Origin of the sequence: Parabacteroides chongii (assembly GCF_029581355.1) — a bacterium.
GTDB lineage: Bacteria > Bacteroidota > Bacteroidia > Bacteroidales > Tannerellaceae > Parabacteroides > Parabacteroides chongii.
The window spans coordinates 360,455-379,135 of the sequence record NZ_CP120849.1; the positions used below are offsets into that span (position 1 = coordinate 360,455).

At 44.2% G+C, this 18,681-nt stretch carries 16 protein-coding genes; 10 read left to right on the plus strand and 6 right to left on the minus strand.

The window, feature by feature from the left end:
- Positions 1–130: 130 nt before the first annotated feature.
- The gene (locus tag P3L47_RS01640; protein WP_277782496.1) at positions 131–1,453 is read left to right on the plus strand and encodes a DUF4270 family protein; all 1,323 of its coding nucleotides are present in this window, start codon (positions 131–133) and stop codon (positions 1,451–1,453) included.
- Positions 1,440–2,642 carry a BamG family beta-barrel-assembly machinery protein gene (gene bamG, locus P3L47_RS01645; protein WP_277782497.1) on the plus strand — a complete coding sequence of 401 codons (1,203 nt, stop codon included), beginning with the start codon at positions 1,440–1,442 and terminating at the stop codon, positions 2,640–2,642. The genes P3L47_RS01640 and bamG overlap by 14 nt, the downstream gene beginning before the upstream one ends.
- 100 nt (positions 2,643–2,742) lie before the next feature.
- Here bamG and P3L47_RS01650 read toward each other — a convergent pair whose 3' ends face one another.
- From P3L47_RS01650 to rplS, 5 genes are all read right to left on the minus strand, one after another.
- On the minus strand, positions 2,743–3,789 hold the full coding sequence (locus tag P3L47_RS01650) for a DUF2776 domain-containing protein (protein WP_277782498.1): 1,047 nt from the start codon (positions 3,787–3,789) through the stop codon (positions 2,743–2,745).
- Between the two features lie 102 nt (positions 3,790–3,891).
- Positions 3,892–4,329 (minus strand): LytR/AlgR family response regulator transcription factor, encoded by a 438-nt coding sequence (locus P3L47_RS01655; RefSeq protein WP_277782499.1) that lies wholly within the window; start codon positions 4,327–4,329, stop codon positions 3,892–3,894.
- 149 nt (positions 4,330–4,478) lie between these two features.
- Positions 4,479–5,237: a LytR/AlgR family response regulator transcription factor gene (locus P3L47_RS01660; protein ID WP_277782500.1), complete on the minus strand. Its 759-nt coding sequence runs from the start codon at positions 5,235–5,237 to the stop codon at positions 4,479–4,481.
- Between the two features lie 35 nt (positions 5,238–5,272).
- The gene (locus tag P3L47_RS01665) at positions 5,273–6,358 is read right to left on the minus strand and encodes a sensor histidine kinase (protein ID WP_410510742.1); all 1,086 of its coding nucleotides are present in this window, start codon (positions 6,356–6,358) and stop codon (positions 5,273–5,275) included.
- A 309-nt stretch (positions 6,359–6,667) separates the two neighbouring features.
- Positions 6,668–7,015 carry a 50S ribosomal protein L19 gene (gene rplS / locus P3L47_RS01670; protein WP_122357157.1) on the minus strand — a complete coding sequence of 116 codons (348 nt, stop codon included), beginning with the start codon at positions 7,013–7,015 and terminating at the stop codon, positions 6,668–6,670.
- 200 nt (positions 7,016–7,215) lie between these two features.
- Between rplS and P3L47_RS01675 the strand changes: the two genes are divergently transcribed.
- From P3L47_RS01675 to P3L47_RS23735, 8 genes are all read left to right on the plus strand, one after another.
- Positions 7,216–10,215, plus strand: coding sequence for a serine hydrolase domain-containing protein (locus P3L47_RS01675; RefSeq protein WP_277782501.1), 3,000 nt, complete (start codon positions 7,216–7,218; stop codon positions 10,213–10,215).
- Between the two features lie 51 nt (positions 10,216–10,266).
- Positions 10,267–11,295, plus strand: coding sequence for an aminotransferase class I/II-fold pyridoxal phosphate-dependent enzyme (locus P3L47_RS01680; RefSeq protein WP_122363843.1), 1,029 nt, complete (start codon positions 10,267–10,269; stop codon positions 11,293–11,295).
- 569 nt (positions 11,296–11,864) lie between these two features.
- Positions 11,865–14,423 (plus strand): T9SS type A sorting domain-containing protein, encoded by a 2,559-nt coding sequence (locus tag P3L47_RS01685; protein WP_277782502.1) that lies wholly within the window; start codon positions 11,865–11,867, stop codon positions 14,421–14,423.
- Positions 14,424–14,530: 107 nt separating this feature from the next.
- Complete coding sequence (locus tag P3L47_RS01690) at positions 14,531–15,106, plus strand: hypothetical protein (RefSeq protein WP_277781594.1); 576 nt, start codon at positions 14,531–14,533, stop codon at positions 15,104–15,106.
- The gene (gene tnpB / locus P3L47_RS01695; RefSeq protein ID WP_122359943.1) at positions 15,093–15,449 is read left to right on the plus strand and encodes an IS66 family insertion sequence element accessory protein TnpB; all 357 of its coding nucleotides are present in this window, start codon (positions 15,093–15,095) and stop codon (positions 15,447–15,449) included. The genes P3L47_RS01690 and tnpB overlap by 14 nt, the downstream gene beginning before the upstream one ends.
- A 78-nt stretch (positions 15,450–15,527) precedes the next feature.
- A complete protein-coding gene (locus tag P3L47_RS01700; RefSeq protein WP_277782503.1) occupies positions 15,528–15,971 on the plus strand; it encodes a hypothetical protein in 444 nt (147 codons plus the stop codon).
- On the plus strand, positions 15,968–16,315 hold the full coding sequence (locus tag P3L47_RS01705; protein WP_277782504.1) for an IS66 family transposase: 348 nt from the start codon (positions 15,968–15,970) through the stop codon (positions 16,313–16,315). Before P3L47_RS01700 ends, P3L47_RS01705 begins: the two co-directional genes overlap by 4 nt.
- A 181-nt stretch (positions 16,316–16,496) precedes the next feature.
- A complete protein-coding gene (locus tag P3L47_RS23735) occupies positions 16,497–17,099 on the plus strand; it encodes an IS66 family transposase (RefSeq protein ID WP_427910562.1) in 603 nt (200 codons plus the stop codon).
- A gap of 105 nt (positions 17,100–17,204) precedes the next feature.
- Here P3L47_RS23735 and eno read toward each other — a convergent pair whose 3' ends face one another.
- Positions 17,205–18,491, minus strand: coding sequence for a phosphopyruvate hydratase (eno, locus tag P3L47_RS01715; protein WP_122363841.1), 1,287 nt, complete (start codon positions 18,489–18,491; stop codon positions 17,205–17,207).
- Between the last annotated feature and the right edge of the window lie 190 nt (positions 18,492–18,681).

Genomic DNA, 18,681 nt, shown 5'->3' on the forward strand with positions numbered 1-18,681 from the left:
GGGTTCGATTGGCGGCTAATCTGCGCAATCAGGCCATTAACAGAGAAATCAGGGGCATTGGCAGGTTATTCTTGCATGAAAAAGAGCGAATCCGGTTCTTTGTGCGGTCAATTGAACAGTATATAATAATATGAGAAGAAGCATTTTTCTGTTATGGATATGCCTGGCTATGGCCGGCTGCCTTTTCCAATCCTGCTATGACGAGAGTAATAAGTATGGTAACGGATTAGTCGATTCCGCATTCCGCAATATCAGTACCGACACCAGTACGGTGACCGTTACCGCCTTGCTGATCGACTCGTTGGAGACCTCCGGTAAATCACTTGTCATGCTAGGCGAGTACACTCATCCGGTCTGGGGCAACATATCTTCCTCCGGTTATATAGCTTATAACTGCCCGTCATACACAACTGAGATCGATGCCCAGGTCGTGCTCGATTCGCTTGTCCTTTCGTTTAATTACGGAGGATATTACGTAGGCGACACCTTGCAACCTCTACGATTCAATATACATAAACTGACAGAAAAAATAAGATTGAATGACAACGGGTATCTTTATAATACCTCTTCATTCGACTACGAGACCGAGCCTCTGGCTACGAGTTCTTTCACTCCCCGTCCTTTAAGCGGAGAAAAGGTACTGGTACGCCTGCCCGATGAGATGGGACAAGATTTTCTGACCCGTTTCCACAAACGGGATATCCAGGTCAGCTCCGACTATTTTGAAGATTATTTCAAAGGTCTTGTAGTCATACCGGAGATAACGGACAACCGGTCGATTCTTTCTTTCCAAGTTGCAGACAGTTCGGCGACACTCGTCCTTCATTATCATATCATCGATGAAAAAGAGAATGAACAGGTTCTGACATTCATCCCTAACACGACCACGCAGTTCAACCATATCGATCACGACCGCAGCGGAACAATCATGGAGCCTTTCCCGGTAACCCAGAAAGAAATTCCGTCTACTTCGCTTGGGAATCGTGGCGTTCTTTTTGGCGGACTGGGATGGTACACACGTTTGGAATTTCCTTTCATTAATAATATCCTGATGCAGGGGGAAAAGGTGGCTATCGAAAGTGCTTTACTGAAAATTTACCCGGAGCCGGGTACATTCTCGGGAACAAATACACTCCCCGACAGTATTTTTCTTTATATAGCCGATGAAAATAATGTGGTAACCGATGCGGTAACCGATTATCTGGGAACAGCCGTACAAAGCGGTACCCTGGTAAAAGATGATACATACGACGAAAACACCTATTACTATTTCGACCTCACCGATTTTATGCAGCAGGAACTGGGTGCTTTTGGAATGTACAAGCACAACCTGCAACTGGTATTCAACGAAGATACTTATACAGCATCGTTTCGAAACCTGACCTTCAACGACCAGCAGGGTCGTTCTCCTATTGTCTTACAGCTAATCTACAAAATATATGAAAGTTATTAAATATCTGATCCTTTCCTTTCTGCCGGTACTGACAACCAATGCCCAAAATATCATGACTTCCTCGCCCTATTCTATGTTCGGGCTTGGAGAAATCGTAACAGGTCTATATGGTTCCAATTCTGCCATGGGAGGCGTATCGACCGGTATGCGCGATTCATGGCTGATCAATACGGAAAACCCCGCCGGGCTGACGGGACTCGACACGCTCCGCCTCTTTGCCGAGACTTCCGCATTCCTGAAAAGCGAATCCTACCAGTCGAAAAGCGGCAGCAGCCATGCTTTCACGGGAAATGTATCAGCCTTTTCCCTGGCAGGACGTATTGTTCCCCGCTGGTATATGGCAGCGGGACTGACACCTTATTCATCGGTCGGTTACTATTTCCAAAGCACGCAACCGCTGGAAGGATCACCCGACTCCTATTACACCAGTACATTTGAAGGATATGGCGGGCTATCCAAGGTTTATCTGACAAATGCATTTATGGTAAGCAAGAATCTTTCAGTCGGTATCAATGTGAGTTACATATTCGGAAACACGAAGCTGACAGAAAGCCAAAGCAGTACTTCGGTTGAAAACAGAATGTACACGCACAATTTCTATACAGACTTCGGAATACAGTATCACCGTCCGATCAGTCGTGACGTCTCTTTTACGGTAGGAGCTGTTTACGGATATAAACAACGGCTGAAAATGGAAAACTCCATTGCTATTACTTACGAAAGCAGTGAAACGGAAGAGAATAAACGGAATACAACACAATACCTGCCGCAATATTTCGGAGTGGGTGGTTCGTTGATTTATAAGCAATGGACATATGCCATCGATTATAATTTACATCAATACAGCAGCCTTTCATCAGGTGACAGCCGGGTAAAGTTCAAAGATTCGCATGAATTAAAGATGGGGGTCAGTTATTTCCCCAACGGGTATACCTCGGGAAGTTATTGGAAACGGATCACCTACAAAGCCGGCATAAATTTGTCGACTCCTTACCTACAGATCAGCGGGCAAACAGGTTATTCTTACCGACTAAGTGCCGGAATGGGCTTACCGGTAATAAACGGTCGTATCAATGCCGCTATTTATTATGACCGCACGAAGTTGAAAAATAATGTATTCGGGCGGGATGCCTTTGGGGTAACGGTTTCGTACACATTGAGCGAGTTGTTCTATAAGTTGAAGTTGTAATTCATCACAGGGATACTCCTGATCCTGAGACAGCAGAGTCACTGATCCAGCATGCCTGTGATAATAGGGCTAACACTACAGTGCTGGACCAATGATATTATTACTTCGAAGACGTCCCGCTTTCCAGAATGCTGACAATCGAGAATAAGGTAAAGCAAATACCTCCCAAGCCAGCCAATACACGTGCCGGAATGAAATAGTAAGCATGAGCCGACCCCAGTTCAAATAAAAAAGCGGAGAGGAACAAACAAGTCAACGCCGTAAAAATAGGTATCAGCGGGATACGGTTGGATAATTTAAATTCATGCCTCCATATCTTCGACAGTAAGATCACTTTACTGGATATACTGTAGCAGACCAGTCCCAACCCTATCATTATATAACCAGTCGCTCCGTTTGCCGGATTGGCGGTGGCCAAAATCAGGATGATACCCCAAACCACACAAATACTTCCCATGACCAATACCATCACAGGCCAGAACTCCCGCTCCGTTGGAGTAAATATATTCCGGATCTGCCGGGCAATCGTTGCAACCAAAGCTATCAGACTGGTACAGATACAAGCCAGACCGATCATGACATGTCCCGCTACAAAATATTCCGACCCACAATCGCTGTTGGCCAACAGATAAAAAGCCCATACCCAGGCAACCAGTGCAATCAATCCGGCAATAGCGATCAGGATCAGTCCCTGTGCACGGGTAAACGCTTCGGGCGGCACATCGTGGTCCGTCTTTTTCGCATTGACGGTAATCATCGTAAACCGGGTGGAAGAAGTAGCCGTTGTAGAGACACAGGCAGTGATCAATCCCACTCCGCAAATCACATGACCGGCAACAAACGATGATGCATCGGGCGACCTCATGATGCAGATACCTGCTATCACGGTCAGGAGGGCGGATAAATAACCCAGTGTTGGAAGTGCATACCGACTTATTTCCCCAAACGTATGGATAATCTGCCGGATGATCGTTGCCGCAGTCGAAAACAGGGCGATACAGATCATCCCCAACGAGAATACTACCGGACCTGCAACAAACCGGCTCGGGTCTGTCCCATAGACCAGGACGAACCACCCATAACCGAAACAAAACAGGGCCATCAACAATGGTATCGCCCTGAACAGAACACTAATGCCGTAATTCATAGTCTATTTGTTTTTTAATTTTCATCCAAACAGACCTGATTACGGCATTGTTTCTCAAATTACATTTTTATAGAATCTTTTTAGTTATCCGAAACCGATCCCCTATTCCTGCAATGCCAACCGTCCCATAAGTGCCGGCAGGTAGGAATCGCTGATCGGTATCAGTTCATCGCCGATACGTATCCGTTTCCGCTCGATATAACTGATATGGGCGAGGGAAACGATATACGAACGGTGCACGCGGCAGAACAAACCGTCCGCGAGATTTTCTTCAAAACGTTTCAGGCTTACCTGCGACAGGAGCGGCTTGCCTGTGGTACGGTGAATCTTTACATAATCGCCATAGCCCTCCAGGAAAAGGATTTCTTCCTTGCAAAGACGAATGATCTTACTTCCTTCCCGAACAAAAACAGGTTGCTCGGTTTGTTCCCTGTGCAATACATCATGCACATCAGCCAATGCTTTATCCAACTTCTCAAAATAGCCCATCAAGGCGTTCAACGTAGAAGCATCCCCATCGAAAGTAATACATTTCAACATAGTTCCGTATCTTTTAAATTTACACTACAAATAAATAAGAAACTTCGGTGAACAAAGGTTAAGGGGCGATCAATGGTACAACTTAGTCGGTGAACCGCCTAAAGGGCGGGGCGAAAAAACTTGACCGAATGATGCAGTATTTCGTCTGTTCACTCTTCCATAAGTATCCACTTCTTGAAAACCGGAGTCTTTGTCTTGCTGATAATAATGCGTTCGGGAATAGGCAGGGTGAGGTTGACTGACAAACGGCTGCCGAACCATAAGTCGATGTCTTTGATTGCTTTCCGGGAGATGATAAACTGGCGGTTTGCACGGAAGAAAAGCCGACCGTCGAGCTGGTCGGTCAAGGTGTCCAATGTACGGTCTACCGGATGCTGTTTACCATCGGCTGTATAAGCCGTCACCTTTTCGTTTGTCGTATAGAAAAACTGAATATCTTTTACCTGCAAAGGATAGAACTTGTCAGAAAGCATGATAAGCAGGCTCTTGATAACATGGCGGCTTTGTATCGCATCATTGGTCTGCCGGATATGGGCCAGACGTTCCTCCGGACTGAACAGGCGGAGTTTACCCAATGCCCGTTCCAGGGAAGCAAGCGTAACAGGTTTCAGCAAATAATCGATGCTGCTGACCTGGAAAGCCTGCAATGCATACTCATCATAAGCGGTTGTAAAGATAACCGGAGCTTCGATCTCTACCTGCTCAAATATTTTAAAAGCGGAGCCGTCCGCCAGATGGATATCCATAAAAATGATATCCGGCTGAGGAGCCATACGGAAATAAGCCACACTTTCTTCTATACTTTCCAACTCTGCGATGACATCTACCGGGATCATGGAGTTTTGTGCCAATATCGCTTTCAGGGTGCTTACCGCAGCCGTTTCATCTTCTATTATTACTGCATTCATACTATTTAGTTTGGTTCATGAAAATGGGTTCTTATTCATACCGGCATATTCGATAAAGGGAGAGAGACTTTGAAATACTCTTTCCGGTTGGAGATATTGATATCCTTACCGGTCAACAGACGGTAACGGCCCCATAGATTCTTTAAGCCGATGCCGCTGCTGTGTCCCTCCTCTACTTTCGGCTGAACTTTGTTGGAGACCACCAACATGTTCTCCCTTGTAGTATAAATGTCGATTTGCAACGGATACTGCTTACTGATCACATTATGTTTCACTGCATTTTCAATCAACGGCAATACGCTCAGGATAGGCAGCGACAAAAACAGCAGCGCTGGTTCCGCCTGTATGGAAAAAAACAGCTTGCCTTCATAACGCACTCCCAGCAAATATGTATAGGCTTTTACAAACTGCAGTTCTTCCGCCAGTGTAACCATTTCCTTTTTATTGCTTTGCAGGATATAGCGGAATACATTCGACAGTTCATCCAGATAAGTCAGTGTTTGTTCCTTTTCACCATTACGTATCAGCGAGTTAAGACCATTGAGCGAGTTAAAGAAGAAGTGAGGATTGATCTGCCCCATCAGGGCATTGTATGAAGTTTGCAGCTTTTCCGTTTTCAACTGTTCGTATTCCAGCATCATCTGCTGCTTGCCACTGAGCAAACGAATCAGGAGGACACTCAGAAGTACGGTCAATAACACAAACAAGTGTTCCGTAAGTTGCGGATGGAAAAAGAAAGGAGGAGCTGTCATCCGGCTAATCGAAACAGCCTCATGCCGCTCTCTTGCCTTTGTTACAGGGCGTCCATATCCCGGAATTATTTTATCGGAAGGCGATTTCTTCACATCAGGAATATCCTTTATCACAAATTCCCGTATCTCCATGTCCTGGGCAAAAAACTCTTGCTGGGCAAACGGATAAACAGTCAGAAGCCCCAACCCGACAAGAAAACTGACTCCACCGGCAAACAATACGACCTTATATTCTTTCAGTTTCAGCAACTGATCGCCGACCTTATACATTTGCACATTGACCATAAAAAGGATAAAGGCAAACAAGAAAAACCAAATCAGAGGGAAATAAAAGAAAGAACCATGCAACAGCATTGGCGGTGCCATCATATATTTATCGTTCGCCACATTTACTGCATAATCATAACTACGCATCAACATCGGGAAATTAACGAAAAGGGTCAATAACACCGATATCGTAAAACCAATCAACAACTCACTCTTTCCGGAACGTAACATACAGGATTCATTTATAGGACGTAAAGATAGCGATCCCCTTTTATATGGAGAATTTCGATCGACGAAACGGATAAAAACATCGGTGAAACGTCCTTTTGACAGACAAAACGCATAAACAACAAAAAAGCCACCCGAAATAAATCGGATGGCTTTTTTGTATGGCAATTAAATCCAAACGGATTAGAATCTTCTTTCTTTGATTCTTGCTTTCTTACCTGTAAGAGCACGCAGGTAATACAATTTAGCACGGCGTACTTTACCCAGCTTGTTTACAGTGATGCTTTCGATAAACGGTGATTCGATCGGGAAAATTCTTTCTACACCAACGTTTTCAGACATCTTACGAACAGTAAAACGTTTTTTGTCACCATGTCCTGAGATACGGATCACTACGCCTCTGTACTGCTGGATACGTTCTTTGTTACCTTCTTTAATACGGTAAGCTACTGTAATAGTGTCACCACTCTTGAATGAAGGATATTCCTTCTTTGTAGCAAACGCTTCTTCTGCAATCTTAATTAAATCCATTGTTTTATAGCTTTTTAATTGTAACTTTAAATGAAACGCAATATAACGGGTTACCTTTTCCCGACAGAGATTGCGCAAAGCGGATGCAAAGTAACGAAAGATTTATTTGATACGCAAATAGTTCAAAGAATATTTACGTCACTCATACAAAACCTCGGCAGATTTGTGTATTTTTGGAGAATAATAATGATAACGTGAAGATGAGGAAGATACTTACAATGCTGTTTTGCTCTGTGTGTTTACTGACTGCCAAAGCACAGACTATACCTAATATGTACCGTAACACCGATCAGGCAAAAATGAATCACTGGGTCGATTCTGTGTTTGACGCGATGACTTACGATGAACGGATAGGGCAACTCTTTATGGTCATAGCCGAACCTAAATCGGAGAACCGCAACATGCAACGGCTTATGCGGTATGTGAATGAGATAAAGATCGGCGGAATCCTTTTCCATAAAGGAAATCCGGTCACCCAGGCGGAAGTGACCAACCGGCTCCAGAAAGCATCGCGTGTTCCGATGTTCGTTTCACTGGATGGCGAATGGGGATTATCCATGCGGCTTAGCGGAACTACGCGCTTTCCTAAAAATATGATGCTGGGAGCCATCGAAGATGATAAGCTGATTACTGAATACGGGCAGGAAGTAGCCCGCCAATGCAAAGAGATGGGGATACAAATAAATTTCGCTCCGGACATAGATGTGAACAGCAATACAGACAATCCGGTAATCGGCCTGCGTTCTTTCGGAGAGAATCCGCGGGCTGTAGCCGACAAAGGTATTGCCTATGCCCGCGGCCTGGAGAGGGCCGGCATTATCTCTGTAGCCAAACATTTCCCGGGACATGGCGATACTTCGGAAGATTCACATAATACGTTGCCTGCCGTCCACCATGACCGGGCCCGCCTGGACAGTGTCGAACTATATCCTTTTAAACGATATATATATGACGGGTATGCCGGAATCATGACCGGACACCTTTATATCCCGGCACTGGATAAAACCCGTAACCTCCCTTCTTCCCTTTCCCGCCCAATAGTTACCGGACTATTGAAAGAGGAACTGGGCTTCAAAGGTCTGTGCTTTACGGACGCACTCGCCATGAAAGGTGCCTCCACCAGTAAATCGAACAACCCGTCGGTAAAAGCATTGCTGGCGGGAAATGATATTTTGCTGGCACCGGCTGCACCGATCAATGACTTTACAGCTGTAAAAGAAGCGATCGACGAAGGTATTCTCAATATAGAAGATATTGAAGCCAAATGCATAAAAATACTTCAATATAAATACATTACCGGACTGAACAACTATCGCCCGATCGAAACGAAAGGATTGAGTAAACGGTTGAACTCGCCCCATGCCGCCTGGCTTGCCGCCAAGCTCAATGCAGAAGCAATCACACTGCTGAAAAACGAAGACAATATAGTACCGGTCAGACAGTTGGATAAAAAGAAGATAGCTGCATTGTCGATCGGAGCATCCGCCGGAAATGAATTTCAGGAAATACTGGGGCGTTACGACAGCGTCGCCTGTTTCAGTATCAGCCGCAATTCGACTGCCGCACAAGTACAGAATGTCTACAAACAACTGGAGAAATACGACGTGATCATCTGTGGCGTACACACCGTCCGTATACCCGAAAGTCAATTGCTTCGCGGGTTAGCGACTAAAAAAGAAATGATCTATGCATTCTTTACCCTCCCCTATTTCTGTAAAGAATATAAGAGTTCTATCTTGAAAGCAAAAGCCGTAATTATGGGATACGAGGGTACACCACTGGCACAGGAATATGCAGCACAAGTCATTTTCGGAGGAGTTCCGGCAAAAGGCAAACTCCCCGTCACGATCCCCGGATTATTCCACGCAGGCTCAGGGATCTTTACGGAAAAGACACGGCTGGGCTATCATGAACCGGAGGAAGTCGGAGCCAATGCCGTCCGTCTCGACGTGATCGAATCTATCGTCGAGGAAGGGCTGGAGCAAAAAGCCTATCCAGGTTGCCAGGTATTGGTTGCCAAAGACGGAATGGTCATTTACGACAAATCATTCGGATATTTCGATTATAGCCAAAAGCAGAACGTAAAGGAAAATTCCGTTTATGATCTCGCATCTGCCTCCAAGGCTGCCGGGACATTACTGGCAGTCATGAAAGCCTATGATGAGAAGAAGTTCACCCTTAATAATAAAATATCAGATTATATCCCCGAACTAAAAGAGTCCAACAAGAAGGATCTGAACATAAAAGAGCTGCTTTACCATCAATCGGGCGTCATTTCCACAATCAACTTTTATCTGGATGCAATAGATAAAGACAGTTACAAAGGCAGCCTTTACAGCCGTGAAAAGAATGCCACACATCCGGTACGCTTCGATGCCAAGACCTATGTCCGCAACGATTTCAGCTATCTGCCGGAACTGGTCTCCACTACAAAGAAGCCTGGATTTACTACAGAAGTGGCACGCAACTTCTACCTGCATGACTCTTTTAAAGACAGTATCATGCAGGACATAAAAGACTCCCGCCTCGGTACACGCGGAAAGTATGTATATAGCTGTATCAACTTTATCATGCTGAAGATGATGGCAGAGAATCTCATGAAGCAACCGATGGACCAACTCCTCCATAACGATTTCTACAGCCGCCTCGGAGCGTGGCATACCACCTATAATCCGCTCAGGAGAATGGACAGCCTGCAAATCGTCCCGACCGAGAACGACCAGTTCGTACGCCGCCAGCTATTACGCGGTTACGTACATGACGAAGCCGCAGCCTTTCAGGGGGGTGTATCGGGCAATGCCGGTCTCTTCTCGAACGCCAACGACCTGGCGAAAGTCTTACAGCTTTTCCTCAATCAGGGGACATACGGCAACGAACAATATTTATCAGCAGAAACCTGCCGCCTTTTCACACAGAGCAAAAGCCCGACAAGCCGTCGCGGACTGGGTTTCGATAAACCGGCTGTCGGCACTCATAAAGGTTCACCCTGCAGTAACCTCACGCCCCCTTCAACGTATGGTCATACGGGATTTACCGGAACTTGCTTCTGGGTAGACCCGGATAATCAGCTACTTTATATATTCCTCTGTAACAGAGTAAATCCTTCACGAGCCAACAACAAGCTCAGTGCCCTGGATATACGTACGCGCATACAGGACGCAATCTATAAGGCGATTGATAGGAAAAGCCAAAAAGATTAGTATTTTTGCACCACCTTTTATAACATTATTAATTATATAAAACAAGAAAGTATGCTATTCGGACACGGCGATGACTTTTATAATTCCCAGAACGAAGTAAAGATAAACTTCAGTTCTAACGTTTGGCACGGCGCTAACCTCGATAAACTCAAAGAACATCTCAATGAGCAGTTCAGTAAACTGACACGTTATCCGGAGCCGGATGCTGCATCACTGAAAAGACTGCTTGCCCGCCGGTATGAGATAAAAGAAGAAAACGTTGTAGTGACAAACGGCTCGATCACTGCATTCTATTTGATCGCCCAGGCATGGAAAGGTGCCAAATCCACCATCGCCGTCCCTTCTTTCGCGGAGTACGAAGATGCCTGCCGCCTGCACGAACACGAACTGACCTTTTTCTCGACCTCCGACGACCTATCGGAGCTTTCTTTGGAAGGACAGGATTTCTGCTGGATCTGTAATCCGAATAACCCGGATGGAAAACTGCTTCATCGTACAGAGATACTCAGACTGCTTGCAGCCAATCGCAATACGAAGTTTATCATCGACCAGGCTTATGTTGCCTTTACTACCGAAGATATGTTGAAACCTTCGGACGTAAAGAACAATCCGAACCTGATCCTGATCCAGTCTATATCGAAAGCATACAACATTCCGGGGTTACGTATCGGTTACCTGGTTGCTTCACCGGAAATAACGGCTATGGTAAACAAATATATTATCCCCTGGTCGGTTAATGCCATTGCGCTCGAAGCAAGTAAATATATTCTGATCCATCCGGCACAATTCACTTTGCCTATCCGCAAATGGCAACGCGAAACAGCCGAACTGATCTACCAGTTGAATAAGTTCGACAACCTGGAAGTAATACCGACTTCTACAACATTCTTCCTCGTCCGTTTGAAAAAAGGGACGGCCGCTGAATTAAAGAAATATCTGTGGGACAATTACGGTATCCTGATCCGCGATGCATCTAACTTCCGTGGTCTGGATGAAACATATATCCGCCTGTCCACCCAGACAACAGCAGAGAATCAAGTTCTGATCGATGCGATCCGTGAATGGTTCTCCCTACTGTAAACAAATAGCTATTTACAATTCATACAAAAAAATCCCGGTGTGTCAGTCTGATAGATACACCGGGATTTTCTATTTGCACCAAACAATTAAGGTCATTACTCCCTTTATTTGAAAGTCAATCTCCCTACTATTAAGAATCAAAATCAGCACCTTTTTATCAAGAATATATGCTTTACAAAAAGGAAAGGCACAGATTACACATATATAATCTATGCCTTGCAAAAACAAAACGTATACCTTACTTATATAAACATTATAAGAAAAGAGGTTAAAAGTCCTATATTTAACGGTTAATACACAGGATAAAATTGTTTAATCTTCAACACCCGGCACTAGACTATATATAACAAATAAAGCAACAAGAAAAAGAGAACCATCTATAACATCCTTTGCATAAACTTTTATCTTTGCAAAGAATAACCGGTATAGTCTTAAGTTTGAGTCCTCCAATCAACCTCTTGTATCAGGCAACACCTGAATCATTAATAGAGAATCAAGCTGGTCGATATATATCCATCGGAAAGAGATCCGGCTTACATACACAAATATTAATATAAAATATCGATTCCATGAATCTTTACAACCCACTTTTACGACAACTGACTATTTGTCTTTTTTGTCTCTTTACAGTCATTAATTTACAGGCACAGATCAGCGAGGGAGGCCTGCCGCCTAGTTTTCAGTTCAAGTCGAACTTCCGAAGTACAAAGCAAGCCATACAAATCCCGGTAAAATTCAGTGTCGAAGATCTAAAAGCTGTCGATGCATGGCATGTTAGCCAAGGTGCTCCGCTGTGTATTGCCAAAGTAATCGACACCGACTTCAACATAGCGAACGACGGGGACTGGATCACCTTACCTGATGGTCAGCAAGTATGGCAGTTACATCTGCAGGCGAAAGATGCAATTGCCCTGATCTTCTATTATTCCGACTTCTACATTCCGGAAGGAGGTAAATTGTATATTTACAATGCAAACAAAACCCAGGTATTGGGAGCCTATACCAACCGTACACATCCTCAAAACGGAGCTTTTGCAACCGAACTTATCGCAGGTAATGAAGCTGTACTGGAATATGTACCCGCCCCCTCTGGAAAAGAAGTGCTTCTGCGAATCGACAAGGTAGGATACGGATACAACCACTTATCCATTGAAGCCCCCGGTGCCGGTCAGTCAGGTCCTTGCCAGGTTAACATCAATTGCGAAGAGGGAGACAGCTGGCAACTCCAAAAGAAAGGAATCATTCAGATGATACAATTGATAGACGATGCCACCTATATCTGCTCTGCTTCTTTGATAAATAACACAGCGAAAGATAAAAAGCCTTATGTATTAAGCGCCTTCCACTGCTCACTGAATATGTCTGGGACAAAGGAGGCTACCAACGAAGAGCTGAATCAATGGTTGTTTTATTTTCACGAAGAACACTCGGGTTGCGATAACGAATCACCGATCCTTCCGATCAAAACCATGGTCGGTTGTACCCGAAAAGTAGCTATCCCTGTCGAAAATGGTTCAGACGGCCTGCTCCTGTTATTGAATCAGAATATACCGGACGATTACGATGTGTTTTTCAATGGATGGGATCGTATAAACAAACCTTCTCTCTCCGGAGTCGGAATTCACCATCCGGCAGGCGACTATATGAAGATATCCACTTACGGCAAATACCCCACAGAATCAATAACCTGGAGAAATAGCGACACAGGGCAAACAGGAGCGAAAATCGCTCATTGGAATGTCATCTACGATGCAACCCCCAACGGACACGGAGTAACCGAAGGCGGTTCTTCCGGTTCACCGCTGTTCAACAGTAACGGATTAATCATCGGGACATTGAGCGGAGGTAACTCCAGTTGCGAAGACCCCGAAGGCATCAACCTATATGGCAAATTATCCTTCCACTGGAATAAATACAGCGAAAACAATACAGGCAGGATGGATCTCTGGCTCGACCCATTGCAAACGGGAGTAACCACGCTGTATGGAATGACGCAAACGGGGGAAACGATAGGAAGTAACTATAAAGGCCCCGCCGATCTGACATATCAGGAAACAGACAACAGAGATATTTTATTGAAATGGTCGGCTCCCTTATATGATCAGTTAGCAGGATGGGGTACGTCAAGCCGTTACAATCAATACGGATTACGAGGGGAACCTTTCTATTTCGCACAAAAATGGGACACGAGCGACTTGTCCCCCGTGCATAAGAAAACGATTACACACGTCTGCATCTATCCGGTATCGAATGTGACATACGGTATATATATCAAGCAAGGAAATCGTATCTATGAAGAAGATGTCATCGAATCCGATCCTGACAAATTCAATTCGGTCAAACTCAAAACTCCCTTTGTAATCGATTCTAATCAGGAGCTACTGGTAGCCATCCATGTGAAAGAATATGGCAATGACGTTTATCCGGCTTTCGTTGATGAGGGACCGGCAATAGATGGAAAAGGAAATATTTATTCGTTAGACGGAAAAGAGTGGAAAACTTTCGCAAAGGAGGAGTTAAATGCCAATACACTCCTGGCCATTAACATTTCATCTCAGGATGGTGAATTAACTTCAAACTATACGGCATCCGGTATGCGACGCATACCGGTTACTCCAGCCGAACCCTCGGAGACACGTCGGTTGTCAGTCAAAAGATCAAATGTTGTTTCTGATTTGCCCGAAAGTTCCCTGATCACAGCTTTCCCTGAATTGACGGAATATAAGGTGTATCAGGATCAATCTCCACTAGCGACATTGCCGGGCTCACAAACACAATATACGGTCAAAAACAGAATCTCCGACGTATCGCTGTTCCAGGTATCGGCCCTCTATGGGAAAGAGGAAAGTCTTCCCGTCAGTGCCCGAATAGAAACAAGCGTCAGCAACGAACTGACACCGGTTAAAGAGGAAATAGATATTCACCCTCATGTATTCAGCGAAGAAGTTCAGATACAAAATCACCAGCAGGTAAAGGTGTTGGAAGTTTATTCTTCTGATGGCAAACTGGTACGGAAAATACAACGCCCGAACAACATACTGAACACCAGCAGTCTATCCACTGGCATTTATTTCTTTAAGCTTTCTACTGATAGAGAGACAAAGACCATACAAGGTATAAAGCAATAAAGGATAAATACATAAAAAGCCTCTCTGATAATTCTACGTATAACCATCCGCGATAGCGTATTGTAGCCTGCCTGTAGAAATATTAACCTTGCCATAAAAATAAAATTATGGATAAAGTTAAACTCTACAGGCAGGTTTTTTCTGCTTTTAAAGAACTATGTGCTTCAGGAAAGCAACCAGGTTCATTTAGTGATTATTGTCGGGAACATGGGGTGTCTCAATGTCAAATGCCAATTGTTCTCAAGGGTGAATTCCAACAGGTACAAACTATTACAGGATATAGAAGACTAACAGGGAAAGGCCTCCTTTACTCTCAAATTTACGATGATTTTAAAGAACTGTGTGCTGAAGGAAAACAACCGGGAACATTCCAAAGTTTTTGTGACAAACATGGAGTAACCCGTAAGCAAATACACAATTATCTTAACTCCCACAAACTAAAGGTTGTCGGTTTGCCCGGATACTCGGAACCGATAGGGCATAAACGAGAACAATACCAGGAAGTACCTTTTGAAGACATTATCTTTGAAGAAGCAGGTTTTCTTCCCTCCACCCTTGACCGTGTTATAACAGTGAAAGTGGATGGACACGTAACTGTCAGTTTTCCCTCTGACACAGATATTGATGTTATAGCAAAGTTTGTCGACAGGACAAGAAAGGAGGCAGGTTATGTGGGGGCTTGAACAGGGTTTGCGATTATGGGTATGCCCATCTCCGGTATCAATGCGTTATGGTATACGCGGACTGACACAAAAGGTGTGGTCATGGAAAGGCCATTCACCTGCCTCGGGTGATGTTTATGTGTTTTTCTCACGTGACCGCAAGACCATGAAGGCTTTAAGATGGGATGGCGATGGATTTTTAATGTACACTAAAAGATTGTCGCAAGGGCATTTCAGAGAAGTCGCCAAAAAAGATGATACGAGTGTTCGCCGGCTTCAGTGGGACGATTTTTATATGTTGATGAGAGGTCTGACGCCTGTAAAGGTTACAGTCGAAAGTCGCTTCAGAATGGCCGTTAAATAGTATTTAATGTATTGACAATCAGCAATAATAACACCTATTAAAGTTGCCTGTATCAGATATTTTTCATATCTTTAGAGTATGAAAAAAGATGAACTGATAGAACTGTTACAACGCCAAATCGACTTTCTTCAAGGGAAGTTAGATGTGGCACTGAGTTCTGTCAGTTCGCTTACTTTAGCAAATGAAAAACTGATTGCAACCGTAGAAGAACTGCGCAAACAGATAATCTCGCTGGAGGATGTGGTCAAAGGAAAAGGTGCAGAACTAAGCAAAGAGAAGGCTGCACGTAAAGCGGTGCAGCGTTTACAAGGTTCATCCTCTGAAATGCAGGCAAAACCGATAGAAGCTGTTGCCGGGCAGACAGAGCAGAAGCCTCAAAGAAAACGGACTAATAATGGTGCTAAAGAAAAACTCATCCGGAGTGTAAGGTTGAAATTATCGAGGTTGAGCCTGACACTCCTGACTTCAGAGCTGAGTTGGCTACATTTATCGGAACATGTGAGGTGGTACGGTATGAAATGATACCAACACGCTTTATCAAGAAAATATACAAGATAAAGAAGTATGTTCAGGATGACAAGGTCTTCAAAGGAATGGCACCTGTAGCGCCTCTTTTCAACTCTCAGTATACGGCATCTTTTATAGCCGGACTCGCGGAACTGCGCTATCTACATGGAATGCCACTTGAGAATGCAGTCGAATACTTCCGTGCACACGGCTTTGATCTTGACAAGGGTACCGCACAGAAACTTGTCAGCAAGACAAAGGTGCAACTGGAAAATCTGTATAAGGCTCTTGCTAAAGCCATACTTGATGACAATTATATCTGTGGTGATGAAACATATCAAAAGTGCGACTTCAGGTAGCTACTCCATCGGGAAAGAAAAAAAAAAAAGGATATATATGGGTATTCGTCGGTATGACCACAGGTCTTGTTTTCTTCTTTTATGATGACGGCTCACGCAGTGCTGAGGTGTTTGAACGCCGATTAAGGGCTTCAAAGGAGCCTTTCAATGCGATTATTACTCTGGCTATCGCAATATCGGCATCGGTGAGATGACCGGAATAAAACGACTGCCATGTCTTCAGCATATAAAGCGCAAGTTTCTTGATATAAAGGATAATAGTCAAGCTCAGGAAATAGCAAAACTCTTTGGTTTGCTGTATCACTTTGAGCACATGCATCGCATCGGTAAAGATGGATGGACAGAGAACACACACATTCAGTGGAGACAGCGATACTCAAAGGTGATACTTGAGAAAATCTACATGAGGCTAATTGCTGTAAAAGACCGTACTGGCATACCACCCGATGACCCTTTGCTCGCAGCTACTAATCACGCTCTTAAACAATGGCATGAGATACCGTTGATTTTTGCATCACCGACATATCGACTTGACAACAATGAAGTGGAGCGGATCAATCGCTACATATCCCTGACGCGCCGCAGGCTTACAATAGGCTCCCACACAGGAGCCGAAGCTGCCGCATTGTATCACTCGTTGGCAATAACATGTCACCGATGTGGAGTTTATGTGTTTGATTACTTCTGTGACATCATTGACAAATGTGCTGCATGGGCACCAAACACTCCCATAGAAAAATATCGCGATTTACTGCCTGATCGTTGGATACATACGCAAAAATAGCCGTCCAAATAAACTGGACGGCTATTTTTTATTGCCTTATCTGCTATCGCGGATGGTTATACAATTCTACCAGGGAGGCTTTCAAATATATATCAAATCTATTTCTTACTTTTTGTAAGTCTTATAGCCATAGACAGCCAGGTTACCCAATTCTTCTTCAATGCGAAGCAGCTGGTTATACTTAGCCATACGGTCTGAGCGGCTCAATGAACCGGTCTTGATCTGTCCTGAATTAGTTGCTACAGCGATGTCAGCAATCGTAGCATCTTCCGTTTCACCTGAACGGTGTGAAGTAACAGAAGTATATCCGTTACGATGGGCCATTTCGATAGCATCCAGTGTTTCACTCAATGTTCCGATCTGGTTTACTTTGATCAGGATAGAGTTGGCACAACCTTCTTCAATACCTTTCTTCAGGAATTCAACGTTAGTTACGAACAAGTCGTCGCCTACCAGCTGAACACGATCACCCAACGCCTTGGTCAATTGCTTCCAACCTTCCCAGTCATTTTCATCCATACCGTCTTCAATAGAATCGATCGGATATTTGTTTACCAGCTCAGTCAGATATAAAACCTGTTCGGTTGCCGTACGCTTTGCACCGTTGGGCCCTTCAAATTTGGTATAATCGTAAGTACCTTTCTTATCGTAAAATTCAGAAGCAGCACAGTCCATAGCAATGGTTACATCCTTACCCGGTTCGTATCCGGCAGCCTTAATGGCAGCCATGATTGAGCCCAGGGCATCTTCTGTTCCATTAAGAGCCGGAGCAAAACCACCTTCGTCACCAACAGCCGTGCTCAGACCACGGTCGTGCAATACTTTCTTCAATGCGTGGAAGACCTCTGCCCCCATACGCAGTCCTTCACGGAAACTCTTTGCTCCTACAGGACGGATCATAAATTCCTGGAATGCGATCGGAGCGTCACTATGTGAACCACCATTGATTATATTCATCATCGGAACAGGTAATACATAGGTATTTGTTCCGCCTATATAACGGTAAAGCGGCAAGTCGAGATAATTAGCTGCAGCTTTTGCTACGGCAAGCGAAACACCTAACATGGCATTGGCACCCAGTTTTGATTTGGTCTTTGTACCATCCAGTTCGAGTAACTTATGGTCGATCTCACGCTGGTTCAATGCACTCATTCCGATAACGGCAGGTGCTATTACCTTATTGACATTCTCTACCGCTTTCAGAACACCTTTACCTCCATAACGTTTTTTATCGCCGTCACGAAGCTCGATCGCTTCATTTTCGCCGGTTGATGCACCGGAAGGAACTGCTGCACGACCAAATGCACCGGATTCGAGAAGTACATCTACTTCTACTGTCGGGTTACCACGGGAATCAAGGATTTCTCTACCTACTACTTTTTCAATTTTCATAACCTAAATATTTAGTTGCTTTATACTATTTTTCATGTCAGTACAAATATAACAATCCGTCCCGACAGAATGTTGGTCTGAGCCGATAGAATTTATGAATATTGGAATAGATTAGACAAAAGCCGATAAGACAAATTATACTCATTTTCTCTAAATTTTTCTCAACTTTTTATATCCTGATATGTTAATA